This window comes from Rahnella inusitata (assembly GCF_018288855.1).
GTDB classification, from domain to species: domain Bacteria; phylum Pseudomonadota; class Gammaproteobacteria; order Enterobacterales; family Enterobacteriaceae; genus Rahnella; species Rahnella inusitata.
Window position 1 is genome coordinate 2785055 of sequence record NZ_CP065024.1, and the last position, 15774, is coordinate 2800828.

Below are 15774 nucleotides of genomic sequence, written 5' to 3' on the forward strand. Positions count from 1 at the left end.
AAGGCCAGTCGATTGACTGGCCTTTCTCTTTTCAAATCAATGCTGAATGTATTACAGCGCGCGCAGGATTTTCTCTACGCTTTCTTTCGCATCACCAAACAGCATCTGCGTGTTGTCTTTGAAGAACAGCGGGTTCTGTACACCTGCATAACCCGTATTCATCGAACGTTTGAACACAATCACGTTCTGCGCCTTCCACACTTCCAGCACCGGCATACCAGCGATTGGGCTGCGTGGATCTTCCAGCGCTGCCGGGTTCACGGTGTCATTGGCACCGATAACCAGCACGACGTCGGTATCTGTGAAGTCACCGTTGATTTCGTCCATCTCCAGCACGATGTCATAAGGCACCTTCGCTTCCGCCAGCAAGACGTTCATGTGGCCCGGCAAACGCCCTGCAACAGGGTGAATCCCGAAACGCACTTTGATCCCTTTGGCACGAAGTTTAGCCGTGATGTCGTGAACCGGATACTGAGCCTGCGCTACCGCCATACCGTAACCAGGCGTGATGATCACAGAACTGGCGTTTTTAAGCATGTCTGCCACGTCTTCCGCGCTCACTTCGTGATACTCGCCCATCTCTTCCGCATTACCGGTCGAAGAACCGTCAGTACCGAACCCGCCTGCAATCACGCTGATAAACGATCGGTTCATCGCTTTACACATGATGTAAGACAGGATCGCACCGGAAGAACCGACCAGCGCACCGGTGACGATCAGCAGGTCGTTGCTGAGCATAAAGCCTGCCGCCGCTGCTGCCCAACCGGAATACGAGTTCAGCATCGATACCACCACCGGCATGTCCGCACCGCCGATAGAAGACACCAGATGCCAGCCGAAGCCCAGCGCGATAATGGTCATTATCAAAAGTGCGAAGACTTGCAGACCCACGCTTTCGGTACGAACGAACGTCACCATCAGCAGGAATGACACCACCAGCGCCGCCAGATTCAGTTTATGACGATGTGGCAATGCCAGCGGTTTGGAAGAGATAATCCCGCGGAGTTTGCCAAAGGCCACAATCGAACCGGTGAAAGTCACCGCACCGATGAAGATACCCAGGAAGACTTCGGTCAGATGGATGTTTTCCATCACACCTTCCATCGGCACTGCACCGTGATCGAGGTAGCTGTTGAAGCCGACCAGAACCGCCGCCAGACCCACGAAGCTGTGCAGGATCGCCACCAGTTCCGGCATTTCGGTCATTTCGACTTTACGCGCCAGATAAACACCAATTGCGCCACCGATCACCATCGCAACGATGATCCAGCCGACGTTACCGGAGTCAGGGCCAAGGATGGTCGCAATTAACGCGATCGCCATCCCGGTCACACCGAAGATGTTCCCCTGCTTAGACGTTTCATGTTTAGAGAGCCCCGCAAGGCTGCAAATAAACAGAATAGCGGCAACAATATATGCTGCTGTAACTAAACCCCCAGACATATGCTACCCCTTAATTCTTACGAAACATCTTCAGCATGCGCTGAGTGACGGTGAATCCGCCGAAAATATTGATACTGGCGATCAATACCGCAATAAAGGACAGGAAGCTAACCCAGCCACCGTGACCAATCTGCAATACCGCACCCACTACGATGATCCCGGAAATGGCGTTCGTGACCGACATCAGTGGGGTATGCAGTGCATGGCTGACATTCCAGACCACGTAGTAACCGACCACGCAGGAGAGCGCGAAGACCGTGAAGTGGGACAGGAACTCTTTCGGCGCCACATTTGCCAGCCAGCCAAACAGCACAATGGCCACGGCCATGATGATGAATTTGGTCCACGGCGACGCAGGTTTGGCTTCGGCTTTTGCAACTGGTTCAGCCGCTTTGGCAGCCTGAGGTTGCGCAGACACCTGAATCGGTGGCGCAGGCCAGGTAACCTCACCGGCTTTCACCACGGTGACACCACGAACCACGGTGTCTTCGAAGTCGATCTCGATTTCGCCGTTTTTCTCTTTGCACAGCAGTTTCAGCAGGTTAACCAGGTTGGTGCCGTAAAGCTGAGAGGACTGCGTCGGCAGACGGCTTGGGAGATCGGTATACCCGATGATTTTCACGCCGTTGTCAGTGGTGGTGATTTTATCTGCCACGGTCAGTTCGCAGTTACCGCCGGTTTGCGCCGCCAGATCGACGATCACGCTGCCCGGTTTCATGGACGCGACCATTTCTTTGGTGATGAGTTTCGGTGCCGGACGGCCAGGGATCAGCGCGGTGGTTACGATGATATCCACTTCTTCGGCCTGAGCAGCAAACAGCGCCATTTCCGCTTTGATGAAGGCTTCGGACATGACTTTGGCATAACCGTCGCCGCTGCCTGCTTCCTCTTCGAAGTCCAGTTCAAGGAACTCCGCGCCCATGCTCTGAACCTGCTCTTTCACTTCAGGTCGGGTATCAAAAGCACGCACGATAGCACCGAGGCTGCCGGCTGCGCCGATAGCCGCAAGACCCGCCACGCCGGCGCCGATAATCATGACTTTTGCCGGTGGCACTTTACCTGCGGCGGTGATTTGCCCGGTAAAGAAGCGGCCGAATTCGTGAGCGGCTTCGACAATCGCACGGTAACCGGCGATGTTAGCCATTGAGCTCAGGGCATCCAGAGATTGTGCGCGGGAAATGCGCGGCACGGAATCCATTGCCATTGCCGTAACCTGACGGTCAGCCAGCTTCTGAATCAGTTCAGGATTCTGTGCAGGCCAGATAAAGCTGACCAGCGTGGTGCCTGCCTGTAATTTATCGATTTCATCGTTTTCAGGTGCATTCACCTTCAACACGATATCTGAATGCCAGACTTCCTCGCCGCTCACCACGGACGCGCCCGCTTGTTCGTAAGCGGCGTCCTCAAAGCTGGCTAACTTCCCGGCACCTTGTTCGATAGCGACCGTAAAGCCGAGTTTGAGCAGCTGTTCCACCGTTTTCGGCGTGGCTGCAACTCGGGCTTCATTGGTCAACCGCTCTCTTGGTACACCAATACGCATAGTATTCCCTTCACCCTTTTCATTGATGATTTGTGTCATCGTCATAACATTTCAATTACCCGCCTGCCGGCTTATACAGAACGCCGGAACGTGTTTTTTCAGGCTGGTTATAACCTACTGAATATCTAATCAATAATCTACGTATCGCAGTGATAGTCGGTTAATTAATAATAAAAAAATTGATATGGACCGCAAACCTGCTGCAAACCCTGAGAAATACGCCTTTGATCCACTTCATCAGGCGGCGAACACCCGATCTTTCACTCTGTCCTTTTCCCCCTGAGCCGCTGGCAGCGGGCATAAAAGTTAGAAAATAGTGAATAATTAACATTTATTTCACTACTTGGATTATTCCTCAAACTTATATAACTTAGGGTCAGCAAAAAAAGAACGGTGTAATGGCGCTGACGCCTGCATTACTGCCATAAATTACTGAGACACTCGGTATTGTTACATGCAATAATCGGCCGCTAACCTGTTACACATCAAGAATTCAGCACGTTTCAACATTACTGCGCAAGGTGAAAGGATTTTTTATGAAGCTGACAAAAACGATCATCGTATCGGCCCTGTTTTCTGTTTCTGCGCTGTCTGCTGCACATGCCGCGCAGGAAATTAGCCCGCAGAAAGCAGCAGCCATCAAACCCTTTGATCGCATTGTTATTTCCGGGCGTTTTAACACGCTTGGCGATGCGGCTGATGCCGTATCACGTCGCGCTGATACACTCGGCGCTGACTATTTCTACATTCAGGACACCAACACCACTAACAATAGCGGTAACTGGCGCGTCGTTGCAGATATCTATAAAAAAGATGCGCCAGAAGTGAGCAAAGACCCAAATTATCGTGTGATCAACGGCGTGGTCGAGCTGCCTAAAGACGTTGCTTATCAGCTTGAGCCTTTTGATACCGTCACGGTCAGCGGATTCTACCGCAGCCAGCCAGACGTCAATGATGCCATCACCAAAGCAGCGAAAGATAAAGGGGCTTACTCCTTCTTCATCGTGCGCCAGATTGATGCCAACAGCGGCGGCAACCAGTACATCACCGCGTTTATCTACAAAAAAGATGCACCGAAACGCGTAGTGCAGGATCCGGACGCTATCCCTGCGGATTCCGAAGCCGGTAAAGCCGCACTGGCCGCCGGTGGTGCAGCCGCGAAGAAAGTTGAAATTCCTGGCGTGGCTTCCTCAGGCAGCCCAAGCCGTGACGTTGGCCGTTTCTTCGAGACGCAGTCATCCACCGGTAAGCGTTACACTGTCACTGCAACTAACGGTGCAAAAATTCAGGAAGTGAATGACGTGACCGCCGCACAGATGGTTCCGTTTGACTCTGCGACCTTCACCGGGCACTTCAACAGCACCACGGATGTGTCGCAGGAAGTGGCGAACCGTGCCGCTGCCAAAGGCGCCAAGTTCTACCACATTACCCGCCAGTGGCAGAACAAAAGCGGTGGCAACCTGACCGTGAGCGCAGACTTCTTCAAATAAGTCTGACGCAAAACAGCCCAACAAAAAGGCAGCCACTGACGGCTGCCTTTTTTATTTGTAACTCAAAGTCTGACATCAGATCTCATACCCGGTTTATTCGCCCCAGGTTCTTTCCAGAACGTTCACCCAGTTCTTGTAGCAAATCTTCTCTAGCAACGCCTGCCCGTACCCTGCCTTTCTCAATGCATCCACCAGCACCGGCAATCCACGCACGTCAGCCATAAACGGCGCCATTGACGCACCATCGAAATCTGAACCAAAGCCCACACCGTCTTCACCCAGGTGTTCCACCAGATAATCCACGTGGCGCACCATGATGTCAGTACCCGTGTCGTCGCTTCTCTTACCATCTTCACGCAGGAACGGTACAGCAAAGTTCAGGCCGACAAAGCCTTTGCTCTCTTTGATCGCGCCCAGCTGTTTGTCGGTGAGGTTACGCGACTGCGGACAGATGCTGAAGGCATTGGAATGACTGGCCACCAGCGGCGCATCGCTCAGTTCGGCGACCTGCCAGAACCCTTTTTCGTTCAGATGCGACAGATCGATCATGATGTGTTTCGCATTACAGGCTTTCACCAGACGGATACCGGCGTCTGTCAGGCCTGGTCCGATATCCGGCGAGGTCTGATATTTGAACGGTACACCGTGTCCGAAGATATTCGGACGGCTCCACACTGGTCCGAGAGATCGTAATCCCATGCTGTACAGCACATCGAGATTATAGAGATCGGCATCAATCGCTTCCGCTCCTTCAATATGCATAACCACAGCTAATGCATGGTTATCTATCGAGTGACGAATATCACGCGCCGTGCGGCAGATTTTTACTTTTCCCTGCGACTTTTCTTCGATACGCAGCAGGAACGCCATCATGCCAAACGTGACATCGCGCGCAAAATCGAAAGATGGCGTCGGGGAAAAATCAGGATGTTTTTGAGTACCTTCCAGTAAGAATTGGGAATCGACTGAACGATCTGGCGCGGTCTTTGCAAGATCAACGTCAGGAGTCGGCACCCAGGCGGCGAAAAGCCCGCCGGCAAAGCCTGCTTCTCGGCAGCGAGGCAGATCCATTTGTCCGCTGGCCGGGCCCTGAAGGAATGCGTGCTCCGGATTTTGACGATGTTCTGTCCAAAGTTGCAGCAAAACGTCGTTATGTCCATCAAAAACCGGCATTAACTCTTCAGTTCCGTGCGCTACGTTATTCATAAAAAAGGTCTACCTTTGATTGAGCGTGACAAAGACAACGGAGATTTGCTCGCATGAGGTGCATCACCGGTTCCATGTTGCACTAAAGATGAACAGAGCCGTTGTCGTTCACATTAGATTTTTCGATATGAAAACTCGAAACATGCAAAGCAACGGTTTTTCATTTAAGCCAGTTGCCCGCGGTGAAGTCAAGGGTTTGCCCACGTAATACTTAATTTTACTTTTATATATCAACACTATGGGAGTTGTTATGGTTACCAGGCGTCAATTCGTTACCGGTTTTTCCGCAATACCTGCACTGTCTTACCTGAAATTTGATTCGGTCTTTGCTGCCACGCCAGCGTCAATTCTGGTGATGGCCATCCAGCTCGACATCATAACCAGCCTTGATCCGCATGAAAGTTTCGAGTCCGTAGGCAGTGAAATAACCGGCAATATGTATCAGCAACTGGTGAAACCTAAGCTGGCCTCCCCTGATGAAATCGAAGGCGATCTGGCCCTGTCATGGACCGCTTCCGACGATAAAAAAACCTTTACCTTCAAGCTGGATCCGAAAGCCAAATGGGCTGACGGCAAACCGCTGACCGCCGAAGATGCCGCGTTCTCGCTGCAACGCGTGGTGAAACTGGATAAAAGCCCTGCGTACATCATCAACCAGTTTGGTTACACCAAAGATAACGTTGAGAAAATGATCACGGCGCCGGACGCGGAAACGCTGGTGATCACTACCGCCGAACCCGCCTCAGAATCATTCCTGCTGTATTGCCTGACTGCCAACGTTGGCAGCATCGTGCAGAAATCCGCGTGTCTGGCGAATCAGGCAGGTGAAGATTTGGGCAACGCCTGGCTGAAGAAAAACAGCGCCGGTTCTGGTGCCTTTAAGCTGCGCGACTGGAAAGTCAGCGAATCCGTCATCCTTGAGAGCAACAAAAATAACCCGCACGCCGGCAACATCCAGCGCATCATTATGCGTCACATCATCGATCCTTCCGCACAGCTGCTGATGCTGCAAAAAGGCGATATCGACATCGCACGCAACCTGACCACCGAGCAGCTGCGTCCGCTGATGAACGACAAAAACTTCACGCTGGTGCGTAAAGGCATCGCCGGAACCTACATGCTTTCCGCCAATACTGCGCACCCGAATCTGGCCAAACCGCAGGTCTGGCAGGCACTGAAGTGGGCGGTTGATTACGAGAATATTCAGCAGCATATCGTGCCGCTGACCCACAAAATCCATCAGAGTTTCCTGCCTGAAGGTTTCCCGGCGGCGGTGAACACCATCATGTACAAACGTGACGTCGCCAAAGCCAAAGCGCTGCTGGCCGAAGCCGGTTTCCCTAATGGCTTCGAAATCACGCTCGATCACTATTCCGCGTCACCCTCTTCCGACATCGTGCAGGCATTGCAGTCCAACCTCGCCGAAGTCGGGATAAAAGTGACCTTGCTGGCTGCGGAAAGCCGTCAGGTGCTGACCAAGATGCGTGCGCGTCAACAACAGCTGGCTCTGACCCAATGGGGCGCGGATTACTTCGACCCGAACTCCAACGCCGAAGCGTTTTGCAGCAATCCGGATAACACCGATGCCGCTAAGAGCCGTACGCTGGCGTGGCGTTGCAGCTGGCAGGATAAAAGCATTTCCGATCTCAGCACCAAAGCCCTGAAAGAGTCGGATCCGGCCACTCGTATCAAACTTTACGAAGAGCTGCAGACCAAGCATATGGAAAACAGCCCGTTTATCATCATGCTGCAACCGACCATGACCGCCGCCTGCCGTAACGTGATTTCCGGTGTGGTATTGACTGTAATGAGCACCAGCCCTTACGAGAAGGTTGTTAAAGCGTGAGCAAGAGACTCAAAGGCTATCTGAGTACCTGCATCAGCGTTTGTCTTACTTTGTTTGGTCTGTCGGTAGTGACGTTTTTTATCGGTCGCGTCATGCCGACAGATCCGGTTCTGGCTGCGGTTGGCGATAACGCCCCGCAGGCAGTCGTTGAACGGGTTCGTCACGAAATGGGGCTGGATCAGCCCCTCTGGTTGCAGTTCTTCCACTACCTCAGTCAGGTGTTTCACGGTGACTTAGGCCGTTCCGCCCTGACCTCCAATCTGGTCACCACCGATATCGCCCGGTTCTTCCCCGCCACGCTGGAGCTGGCGACCGCTGCCATCATTATTGCGGCCGTGGTCGGCATTCCGCTGGGTGTCTGGGCGGCAACGCGTCAGGGAAGCTGGATTGACCAGACCATCCGCGTGGTGTGTCTGGCAGGTCATTCGCTGCCGGTGTTTGTGTTGGCCTTGCTCAGCCTGCTGATTTTCTACTCTGCGCTGGGTATTGCGCCGGGGCCGGGGCGTCAGGACATCATCTATCAGGACATGATCCCGCAGGTCACCGGGCTGTTAACGGTGGATTCACTGATCGCCGGTGACATGGGGGCATTCTGGGATGCGCTGGCACACATGGCGCAGCCGGTGCTAATCCTGGCGTATTTCAGCATGGCCTACATCACCCGCATGACCCGCACCTTTATGCTCAATGCGCTGAGCGGCGAATATGTGATCACCGCCCGCGCCAAGGGTTTATCGGCGCAACGGGTTATCTGGAAACACGCCTTTCCGACCGTCGGCGTGCAGCTCATCACCGTACTGGCGCTGACGTATGCCGGTTTGCTGGAAGGCGCCGTGGTCACCGAAAACGTCTTTTCCTGGCCGGGTCTCGGACAATATCTCACCGTCTCGCTGATGAATGCGGATATGAACCCGGTGATCGGCTCCACGCTGCTGATTGGCGCGATTTACGTGCTGCTTAACCTGCTGGCCGACCTTCTCTACCGACTATTGGATCCCCGCGTAAAATGACTTCAATTCCTGTTACCTCGCCACCCCGCGCCGGAAGCCGCGCCTGGCTGCTGGCGGATACGCCGCTTACCCGCACGCAGGCCGTGTGGGGACGCCGTTACCGCATCTGGCTCGGTCTGCGCAAAAATCCATTGGCCGTAACCGGCCTGTTCACCGTGCTGGTCGTTCTGCTGGTGTCGATTTGCGCGCCGTGGCTGACGCCTTACGATCCTGGCGCCCAGGATTTGGCGCACCGTTTAGCCAAACCTTCCTCCCTGCACTGGCTGGGCACCGATGAACTTGGCCGCGATACGCTGAGCCGCATTTTGTATGGCGGTCGCATCACGCTGGGCATGGTGATTATCGTCGTGGCGATCGTGGCCCCGCTCGGTCTGCTGATAGGCTGCGTAGCCGGTTATGCAGGCGGATGGGTGGATCGCCTGCTGATGCGCGTGACCGACATCTTCCTCGCCTTCCCGCGTCTGATTCTGGCGCTGGCGTTTGTCGCCGCACTGCGTCCGGGCATCGAAAGCGCCATTCTGGCGATCGCCCTCACCGCCTGGCCGCCGTACGCCCGTCTGGCGCGCGCCGAAACCATGCAGGTACGCGGCACCGATTATATCGCCGCCTGCCGTCTGACCGGCGCAACCTCCGCCCGCATCGTGCTGCGTCATATTATGCCGCTCTGCGTGCCAAGCCTGGTGGTGCGTATCACGCTCGACATGAGTTCGATCATTATCACCGCCGCCAGCCTGGGTTTTCTCGGTATGGGTGCACAGCCGCCGTCACCGGAATGGGGGGCGATGATTGCCACCGCACGCCGTTTTCTGTTCAGCGAGTGGTGGGTGCCGTTAATTCCGGCAATTGCGATTTTCGTGACGTCTCTGGCGTTCAACTTCCTCGGCGACGGACTGCGTGACGTCCTCGATCCTAAGGAGCAATGATGCTGGTTGATATCAAAGATCTGCACATCACATTCAAAACCAACAGTGGCAGTTTTGATGCCGTACGCGGTGTCTCGCTGTCGCTGGGTAAAGAGAAATTTGGCATCGTGGGCGAAAGCGGTTCAGGTAAATCTCTGACCGCACGCTGCCTGATGAATCTGCTGCCTTCGAGCGCCAAGTGCCGCGCCGAAACGCTGTCGTTTGACGGTATCGATCTGCGCAACGCCAGTGAAAAACAGATGCGCCAGATCCGTGGCAAACGCGTCGGGTTTATTTTGCAGGACCCGAAATATTCCCTCAATCCAGTGATGCCGGTGGGTAAACAGGTCGCGGAAGCGTGGCAGACGCACAAAGGCGGTACAAAAAAACAGGCGATGAACGCCGCCATCGAACTGCTCGATCAGGTGCGCATTCGAGACCCGCATAAAGTTGCGCAGCGTTATGCCCATGAAGTGTCCGGCGGTATGGGCCAGCGCGTGATGATAGCCATGATGCTGGCGCCCGATCCGGAGCTGATGATTGCCGATGAACCCACCAGCGCGCTGGATGCCACCGTGCAGGCCGAGATTTTACGTCTGCTTGACGATCTGGTTTCCAGCCGTGGCATGGGGCTGATTCTGATCAGCCACGACCTGCCGCTGGTGTCGAAATTCTGCGATCGCGTGGCGGTAATGTACGCCGGGCGGATTGTCGAAACGTTACAGGCCGGAGACTTGCTGAAAGCACAGCATCCTTACACGCGCGGGTTGCTGGAATGCCTGCCGTCGCTGAAACATCCCCGCGACAGACTGCCTGTGCTGGTGCGTGATGAAGCATGGAAAACCTCATGACAGAACACTCTACGTTTAACAGCGAATTTTTCGATAACAGCAAGATTATTCTCAATAATTTGCGCATTGCGTTCGATGATACCGAAGTCGTCAAAGGCGTGAGCTTCAGCGTCCCGCCGGGCGGCTGTTTCGGCATCGTCGGCGAAAGCGGCTCGGGAAAATCCACTATTTTGCGCGCGCTGGCGGGGCTGAATCAGTCATGGTCAGGAGAAATGGTGATCGGGGGTGAAGATCAGATGCCGGTGCGTCAGAAACGCTTTTTCCGCCGCGTGCAGATGGTATTTCAGGACCCCTACGGCTCGCTGCATCCGCGCCAGACTATCGACCGTATCCTCAGCGAACCGCTGATCGTGCATGGTTTTCTTAACATCGAAAAACGTATTGCCGAAGCGCTGGTCGAAGTGGGATTGCCGCAGGCTGTACGCTTTCGTTTTCCGCATCAGCTGTCGGGCGGGCAGCGTCAGCGCGTGGCGATTGCGCGGGCGATGATTTCAGAACCCGAGATTTTACTGCTTGATGAACCGACTTCCGCCCTCGACGTCTCGGTACAGGCCGAGATCCTCAACCTTCTGAGTGATCTCCGCGAGCGACGCAAACTGACCTATATTCTGGTCAGCCACAATCTGGCGGTCGTAACGCATCTTTGCACCAGCATTGGCGTGATGATTGGTGGTGAAATGGTCGAGCTTCTGAGCGCGGACGATTTACGGATGGGCAACGTCAGCCATCCGCATACAGCAGAATTACGATCGTTGAGTCTCAGTCTTGAAGAGCCCGAATGAACCGGCTGAACGTTTCATTCGGGCACATTGAAAAGTATTCACTGACTGACAGTATTGGGAGACGTTTATGACATCCACCGCACAGTCTGCATTACAGTGGCAGGCGGCTGAGGCAGCGGCAAAACGCATTACCGGCAGCTGGAATCAACCCGGCGAACCGGGCGGCGCCATCACCCTTTTCGACAGTAAAACCCTGCGCAGCAGCGCCACCGGCGGGTTGGCGAATCTGACCACCGCCGAACCCTTCAGCATCGATTCCGTGGTGCGCTACGCCTCAGTCACCAAGCACATTTTCGCCACGCTGGCGTTACTGCGCAGCGACGCCGGCCTTACGCTGAGCGATACGCTGGGCCAGCATTTACCGCAGCTAAAAGCGCCGATGTCACAGGTGACTGTCGGCCAGGCGCTGGACATGACCGGCGGTTTGCCGGACGTGCGCGAAACGCTCTCGCTGCTCGGTGTGTCGGTCCACAACGTCAGCGACGCCGGGGATATCATGGCGTTTCTGGCACAAGACGGCGCGCTGAATTTCCCGGCGGGCACTGAGATTTCTTATAGCAATACCGGATACCGGCTGGTGGAAGAGATCCTGAAACAAAAAGGTATTTTGTTTGAAGACCTGCTTCAACAGCACATCGCGCGTCCGCTGGACATCGCTTTCCACGCGCCGGAAACCTGGTTCGACATCGTGCCCAACCTGGCACCCGGTTACTGGCAGGATGTGACCGGCTGGAAAACCGCCGTCGCCGGTCTTCATCTTTCGGCGTCCGGCAGCCTGACCGGCAGCGTGCGGTCGCTTTCCGTCTGGCTGCAAAGCCTGCTCAGCAATACTGGCCCCGGCGCGGGCGTGCTGAAAACCCTGACGCAAACGCGTTATCTGCACGGCGATATTCCTTCCGCATACGGGCTGGGTACCACCTCAACGCAAATCGGTGAACATACTGTTTACGGCCACGGCGGTTCGCACGCCGGTTACAAAACCTACTTCCTGCTGCATCCGGAACTGGACATCGGGGTCGCGCTGGTCTCTAACCGCGAAGACACCACGGCGTACACCCATGCGCTTGAGGTGATGTCGGCGCTGCTGGCCACCCCGCTTGCGCCACGCAGCTACGCCCTGCCGGATGGCCTTTACGCCAGCACCGCTGAACCCTACTGGCTGAAAGTCAGCAACGGCACGGCCAGCTATCTGGGTTCCGCAGATAACCTGTATGAGGGCGAAGATGCCGGTGAGGCCATTACGCTGTCGGCGCATATGCCGATGCGTCTGCGCTGGGACGGTAAAGCCATTAAAGGCGAAATCGGCCATGCCCCGCGTTATTTCACGCCGGTAGAACCTAATAACTGCCTGAAAATGGTTCAGGGGCGCTGGTATCACCCGGAATCAAAAGCCGCGTTTGATATCGAAGGCGACAAGCTGCTGATGGGCGTCGGCACACTGCGCGCCAGCGGTCAGCTGACGTCGCTGGGTGCCGGGCGTTTATTGGTGGAACTGCCGGACGGCCCGTGGAAGAAAAACTTCTGCCTGTATTTTCAGGGCTACAACGTGAAACTGATTTCTAACCGCAGCCGCGTGCTGAACTTCCGCCGCGACGAATGCCGCAGTAGCTGGCAACCGACAAAATAATCCCCTTCACACCACACAAAGCCTTCCGACCGGAAGGCTTTTTTGTTAACTCGATCACATTCCATTCATCACAACGGATCAATTGGTACGTATTCGCACAAAATGTTCAATCCTTATTCCATAAGGCCTGCCAGCCCGATTTGCGCATTTTATCCGCTGAAATTCCTGTTTTTGATTAGTCACCCGCCGCAACCGTCACTTCTTCTGCTTTGTTAATTGAATTAACATCCACGAAACATAAAACAATAATGTTGTGGCTAATTTGGCTTTAAGAACGTGCTTAAGCGTCCGGCTAGTTACCGTTATTGTTTTAAAACCTGATGATTTAAATATACTTTTTTTTCAAAGCAATGTTGTTGCTACTGATGCAAGGGATGAGTCTATGTCTGTTAAAAAAAACGCTTCGCGCGCGTTAGTTTGTGCCGCCACACTTCTTTTTTCCGCCACCCCGGCATTTGCTGCCGATCATCCTCAGCTGGATAATGCGCAAGCCGCAAAAGTCATCGACAGCGTTAAATCGACGCTGGCGGAACAGCACAGCACCGGCTGCGTGGCCGTTGTTGATGCATCTGGTTCATTAATGGCCTTCCAGCGCCTGGACGGTTCTCCGGCCGGTTGCGTTGAGGCGTCAATTGGCAAAGCCCGCACGTCCGCCCTCTATCACGCCCCTTCGCTGAAGTTCATGCAACGTTTGCAGGGCGGCGAAACCACGGTTCTGGCGATCCCTCACGCGGTCGCGCTCGGCGGCGGCTTCCCGCTGACGCTTAACGGCGAAGTGGTCGGCGCCGTCGGCGTCAGCACACCGAAGCAGGAGATCGATAATCAGTCTTCTGAGAAAGCCGCCAGCGTTCTGAAATAACCACACCCGAAACAGTTTGATTAATGGCCACGCCCGTGGCCGTTTTATGGAAAAGACACAATGATCAATCTCTCTCGTCGCCGGATGGTTCTCGGCACTGCGGGCGTGCTGGCCGCCGGGATCGGCAGTCACCTGCTGGGCGGTGGCGTGTTTGCCACACTGGCTCATGCCGCACCGCCGCTGGCCTCAGCCGTGACTATGCCCGACAGCTTTATGCGGCTCTCCAGACAGCTGACCGGTATGGATGCGCTGGAACCCCATCTCGCGCAGGCACTCTACGGCTGGCTGCATCATGCCAAACTCGACACCCAGCTCGATGCCCTTTTGGCACTCTTTTCTGAACACGGTGACGTGACCGGCGACTCCCTGCATCAGCTGTTAGCACAGCAACCGGCTGAAATGGCGCAGCTGTATCAGCAACTGGTCAGCGGCTGGTATCTCGGCGTGGTCGGCCAGCCGGGCAGTCAGCAATGCATCGGATTCGAAAATATCGTCAGCTATCAGCTGCTGAAAAATAACCTGCTGCCTCCAAGCTATGCGCCGGGCGAGCCGAATTTCTGGATCCACAAACCTGCCGCCGCGCCACAAAACACTCTGGAGGTAAACGCTCATGGCTGATGCACTGAACGCAGACGTTGTCGTCATCGGTGCCGGTATTGCCGGTTCCCTGGCGGCGCTGAAAATGGTCAAAGCCGGTGTGTCCGTGCTGATGCTCGATTCAGGGCCAGTCATTAAACGCGATGAAGCGGTGGAACTGTTCCGCCAGTCGCCGCTGAAAGGCGATTTCACCGAGCCGTACCCGCCGAAACCCTGGGCTCCGCAGCCGAAATTCCAGCCAAAAGATAATAACTATCTGATCCAGAAAGGCCCGGATTTGTACGCGGCGCAATATCTGCGCGGCGTCGGCGGCACCACCTGGCACTGGGCCGGACAAGCGTTTCGCCTGCTGCCGAACGACATGAAGATTAAAACCCTGTACGGCATAGGTCGCGACTGGCCGATCAGCTATGAGGATCTCGAACCTTATTACACCGAAGCCGAAATCCAGATGGGCGTTTCCGGTGATGATGCGCTGGATTCCCCGCGTTCGCAGCCCTATCCGTTGCCGGGTATCCCGCTGCCTTACGGCTTTGACCGCATCAGTAAACGCATCGCCAAACTGGGTTATGTGCTGGGTATTGGCCCGCAGGCGCGCAACAGCATTCCTTACGATGGCCGTCCCGCCTGCTGCGGTAACAATAACTGTATGCCGGTGTGCCCGATTGATGCGCAATACCACGGCGGTATCTCCGCCCGTAAAGCTATCGAGGCCGGTGTGCGCGTCATCGCCAACGCCGTGGTTTGCAAAATTGAAGCCAATGACAGTGGCGAAATCGTCGCCGTGCATTATCTCGATGCCGACAAAGTGATGCACAAAGTCACCGGTAAACGGTTCGTGCTGACCGCCAACGGTATCGAAAGCCCGAAACTGCTGCTGATGTCTACCAGCGAAAAATACCCGAACGGTATCGCCAACAGCTCCGGCATGGTGGGACGAAACCTGATGGATCATCCGGGGACCTCGGTTGAGTTCTACGCCGATGAGCCGGTGTATTTTGGCCGCGGCCCGATGCGTCCGGGCAGTATCAACAATCTGCGCGACGGTGAATTCCGTGGCGAACGTTCCGCACTGCGCATCGATGTGGCCAACACCTCACCGGTGCGATATCTGACTGAGCGTCTGGTACGCCAGGGCTATTACGGCAAAGCACTGAACGACAAACTGACTTTTCAGTCTGAGCGGTTTATTCAGCTCAAATGTCTGCTGGAAATGCTGCCGGAGCCGGAAAACCGCGTCGTCTTAAGCAAAACCGAAAAAGACGAATGGGGTATTCCGCGTCTTGAGGTGTATTACAAATTCCCGGAATACGTTCATCGCGGCTATGACCAGTCGATGCTCGACTTCCAGAAGATTGTCAAAGAAATGGGCGGCACCGACGTGGTGTACAGCAAGCGTGGCGTGTACGACAACAACCAGCACATCACCGGCACCATGATTATGGGCAGCGACCCGAAGGATTCGGTGGTGGATGGCGACTGTCGCACCCACGATCATCCGAACCTGTTTATCGCCGGTACCGGCATCATGCCGTCGGCCTCGACGGTGAACTCCACGCTGTCCGGTACGGCGCTGGCCTTACGCATGGCGGATACGGTGCTGAAAAGCCTGGCCTGATTT

The 15774-nt window shown here is 55.1% G+C and carries 13 protein-coding genes; 10 read left to right on the top strand and 3 right to left on the bottom strand.

Annotated elements, in window-relative coordinates; genetic code table 11:
• Positions 1-51: 51 nt before the first annotated feature.
• Both pntB and pntA read right to left on the bottom strand, forming a co-directional pair.
• Positions 52-1443, bottom strand: a complete 1392-nt coding sequence (gene pntB, locus I2123_RS13030; RefSeq protein ID WP_213050656.1) for a Re/Si-specific NAD(P)(+) transhydrogenase subunit beta — start codon at positions 1441-1443, stop codon at positions 52-54.
• Positions 1444-1453: 10 nt separating this feature from the next.
• On the bottom strand, positions 1454-2983 hold the full coding sequence (gene pntA / locus I2123_RS13035; protein WP_112167726.1) for a Re/Si-specific NAD(P)(+) transhydrogenase subunit alpha: 1530 nt from the start codon (positions 2981-2983) through the stop codon (positions 1454-1456).
• A 536-nt stretch (positions 2984-3519) separates the two neighbouring features.
• Here pntA and ydgH point away from each other — a divergent pair.
• Positions 3520-4473, top strand: coding sequence for a DUF1471 family protein YdgH (ydgH, locus tag I2123_RS13040; RefSeq protein ID WP_112167725.1), 954 nt, complete (start codon positions 3520-3522; stop codon positions 4471-4473).
• 93 nt (positions 4474-4566) lie between these two features.
• Here the strand turns inward: ydgH and I2123_RS13045 are convergent, their stop codons facing one another.
• The gene (locus I2123_RS13045; RefSeq protein ID WP_213050657.1) at positions 4567-5679 is read right to left on the bottom strand and encodes a dipeptidase; all 1113 of its coding nucleotides are present in this window, start codon (positions 5677-5679) and stop codon (positions 4567-4569) included.
• Between the two features lie 250 nt (positions 5680-5929).
• On the opposite strand from I2123_RS13045, the gene I2123_RS13050 reads away from it, so the two are divergent.
• From I2123_RS13050 to I2123_RS13090, 9 genes are all read left to right on the top strand, one after another.
• Positions 5930-7525, top strand: coding sequence for an ABC transporter substrate-binding protein (locus I2123_RS13050; RefSeq protein WP_213050658.1), 1596 nt, complete (start codon positions 5930-5932; stop codon positions 7523-7525).
• The gene (locus I2123_RS13055; protein ID WP_112167722.1) at positions 7522-8535 is read left to right on the top strand and encodes an ABC transporter permease; all 1014 of its coding nucleotides are present in this window, start codon (positions 7522-7524) and stop codon (positions 8533-8535) included. Before I2123_RS13050 ends, I2123_RS13055 begins: the two co-directional genes overlap by 4 nt.
• Entirely contained in the window at positions 8532-9458 is a 927-nt protein-coding gene (locus I2123_RS13060) for an ABC transporter permease (protein ID WP_112167721.1), read from the top strand. The genes I2123_RS13055 and I2123_RS13060 overlap by 4 nt, the downstream gene beginning before the upstream one ends.
• Positions 9458-10288, top strand: coding sequence for an ABC transporter ATP-binding protein (locus I2123_RS13065; RefSeq protein ID WP_112167720.1), 831 nt, complete (start codon positions 9458-9460; stop codon positions 10286-10288). The genes I2123_RS13060 and I2123_RS13065 overlap by 1 nt, the downstream gene beginning before the upstream one ends.
• Entirely contained in the window at positions 10285-11070 is a 786-nt protein-coding gene (locus I2123_RS13070; RefSeq protein WP_213050659.1) for an ABC transporter ATP-binding protein, read from the top strand. Before I2123_RS13065 ends, I2123_RS13070 begins: the two co-directional genes overlap by 4 nt.
• Before the next feature lie 67 nt (positions 11071-11137).
• Positions 11138-12697, top strand: coding sequence for a serine hydrolase domain-containing protein (locus I2123_RS13075; RefSeq protein ID WP_213050660.1), 1560 nt, complete (start codon positions 11138-11140; stop codon positions 12695-12697).
• Positions 12698-13079: 382 nt separating this feature from the next.
• Positions 13080-13556, top strand: coding sequence for a GlcG/HbpS family heme-binding protein (locus tag I2123_RS13080; RefSeq protein ID WP_213050661.1), 477 nt, complete (start codon positions 13080-13082; stop codon positions 13554-13556).
• Between the two features lie 60 nt (positions 13557-13616).
• Complete coding sequence (locus tag I2123_RS13085) at positions 13617-14174, top strand: sugar dehydrogenase complex small subunit (protein ID WP_112167716.1); 558 nt, start codon at positions 13617-13619, stop codon at positions 14172-14174.
• Positions 14167-15771: a GMC family oxidoreductase gene (locus I2123_RS13090; protein WP_213050662.1), complete on the top strand. Its 1605-nt coding sequence runs from the start codon at positions 14167-14169 to the stop codon at positions 15769-15771. The genes I2123_RS13085 and I2123_RS13090 overlap by 8 nt, the downstream gene beginning before the upstream one ends.
• The last annotated feature ends 3 nt before the right edge of the window (positions 15772-15774 follow it).

What these genes read in the sequence shown, in the direction of transcription:
- I2123_RS13085 (WP_112167716.1), top strand. Translation starts at nt 13,617, where the DNA reads ATGATCAATCTCTCTCGTCGCCGGATGGTTCTCGGCACTGCGGGCGTG.
- I2123_RS13090 (WP_213050662.1), top strand. Translation starts at nt 14,167, where the DNA reads ATGGCTGATGCACTGAACGCAGACGTTGTCGTCATCGGTGCCGGTATT.
- pntA (WP_112167726.1), bottom strand. Translation starts at nt 2,983, where the DNA reads ATGCGTATTGGTGTACCAAGAGAGCGGTTGACCAATGAAGCCCGAGTT.
- I2123_RS13080 (WP_213050661.1), top strand. Translation starts at nt 13,080, where the DNA reads ATGTCTGTTAAAAAAAACGCTTCGCGCGCGTTAGTTTGTGCCGCCACA.
- pntB (WP_213050656.1), bottom strand. Translation starts at nt 1,443, where the DNA reads ATGTCTGGGGGTTTAGTTACAGCAGCATATATTGTTGCCGCTATTCTG.
- I2123_RS13045 (WP_213050657.1), bottom strand. Translation starts at nt 5,679, where the DNA reads ATGAATAACGTAGCGCACGGAACTGAAGAGTTAATGCCGGTTTTTGAT.
- I2123_RS13075 (WP_213050660.1), top strand. Translation starts at nt 11,138, where the DNA reads ATGACATCCACCGCACAGTCTGCATTACAGTGGCAGGCGGCTGAGGCA.
- ydgH (WP_112167725.1), top strand. Translation starts at nt 3,520, where the DNA reads ATGAAGCTGACAAAAACGATCATCGTATCGGCCCTGTTTTCTGTTTCT.
- I2123_RS13065 (WP_112167720.1), top strand. Translation starts at nt 9,458, where the DNA reads ATGCTGGTTGATATCAAAGATCTGCACATCACATTCAAAACCAACAGT.
- I2123_RS13070 (WP_213050659.1), top strand. Translation starts at nt 10,285, where the DNA reads ATGACAGAACACTCTACGTTTAACAGCGAATTTTTCGATAACAGCAAG.
- I2123_RS13060 (WP_112167721.1), top strand. Translation starts at nt 8,532, where the DNA reads ATGACTTCAATTCCTGTTACCTCGCCACCCCGCGCCGGAAGCCGCGCC.
- I2123_RS13050 (WP_213050658.1), top strand. Translation starts at nt 5,930, where the DNA reads ATGGTTACCAGGCGTCAATTCGTTACCGGTTTTTCCGCAATACCTGCA.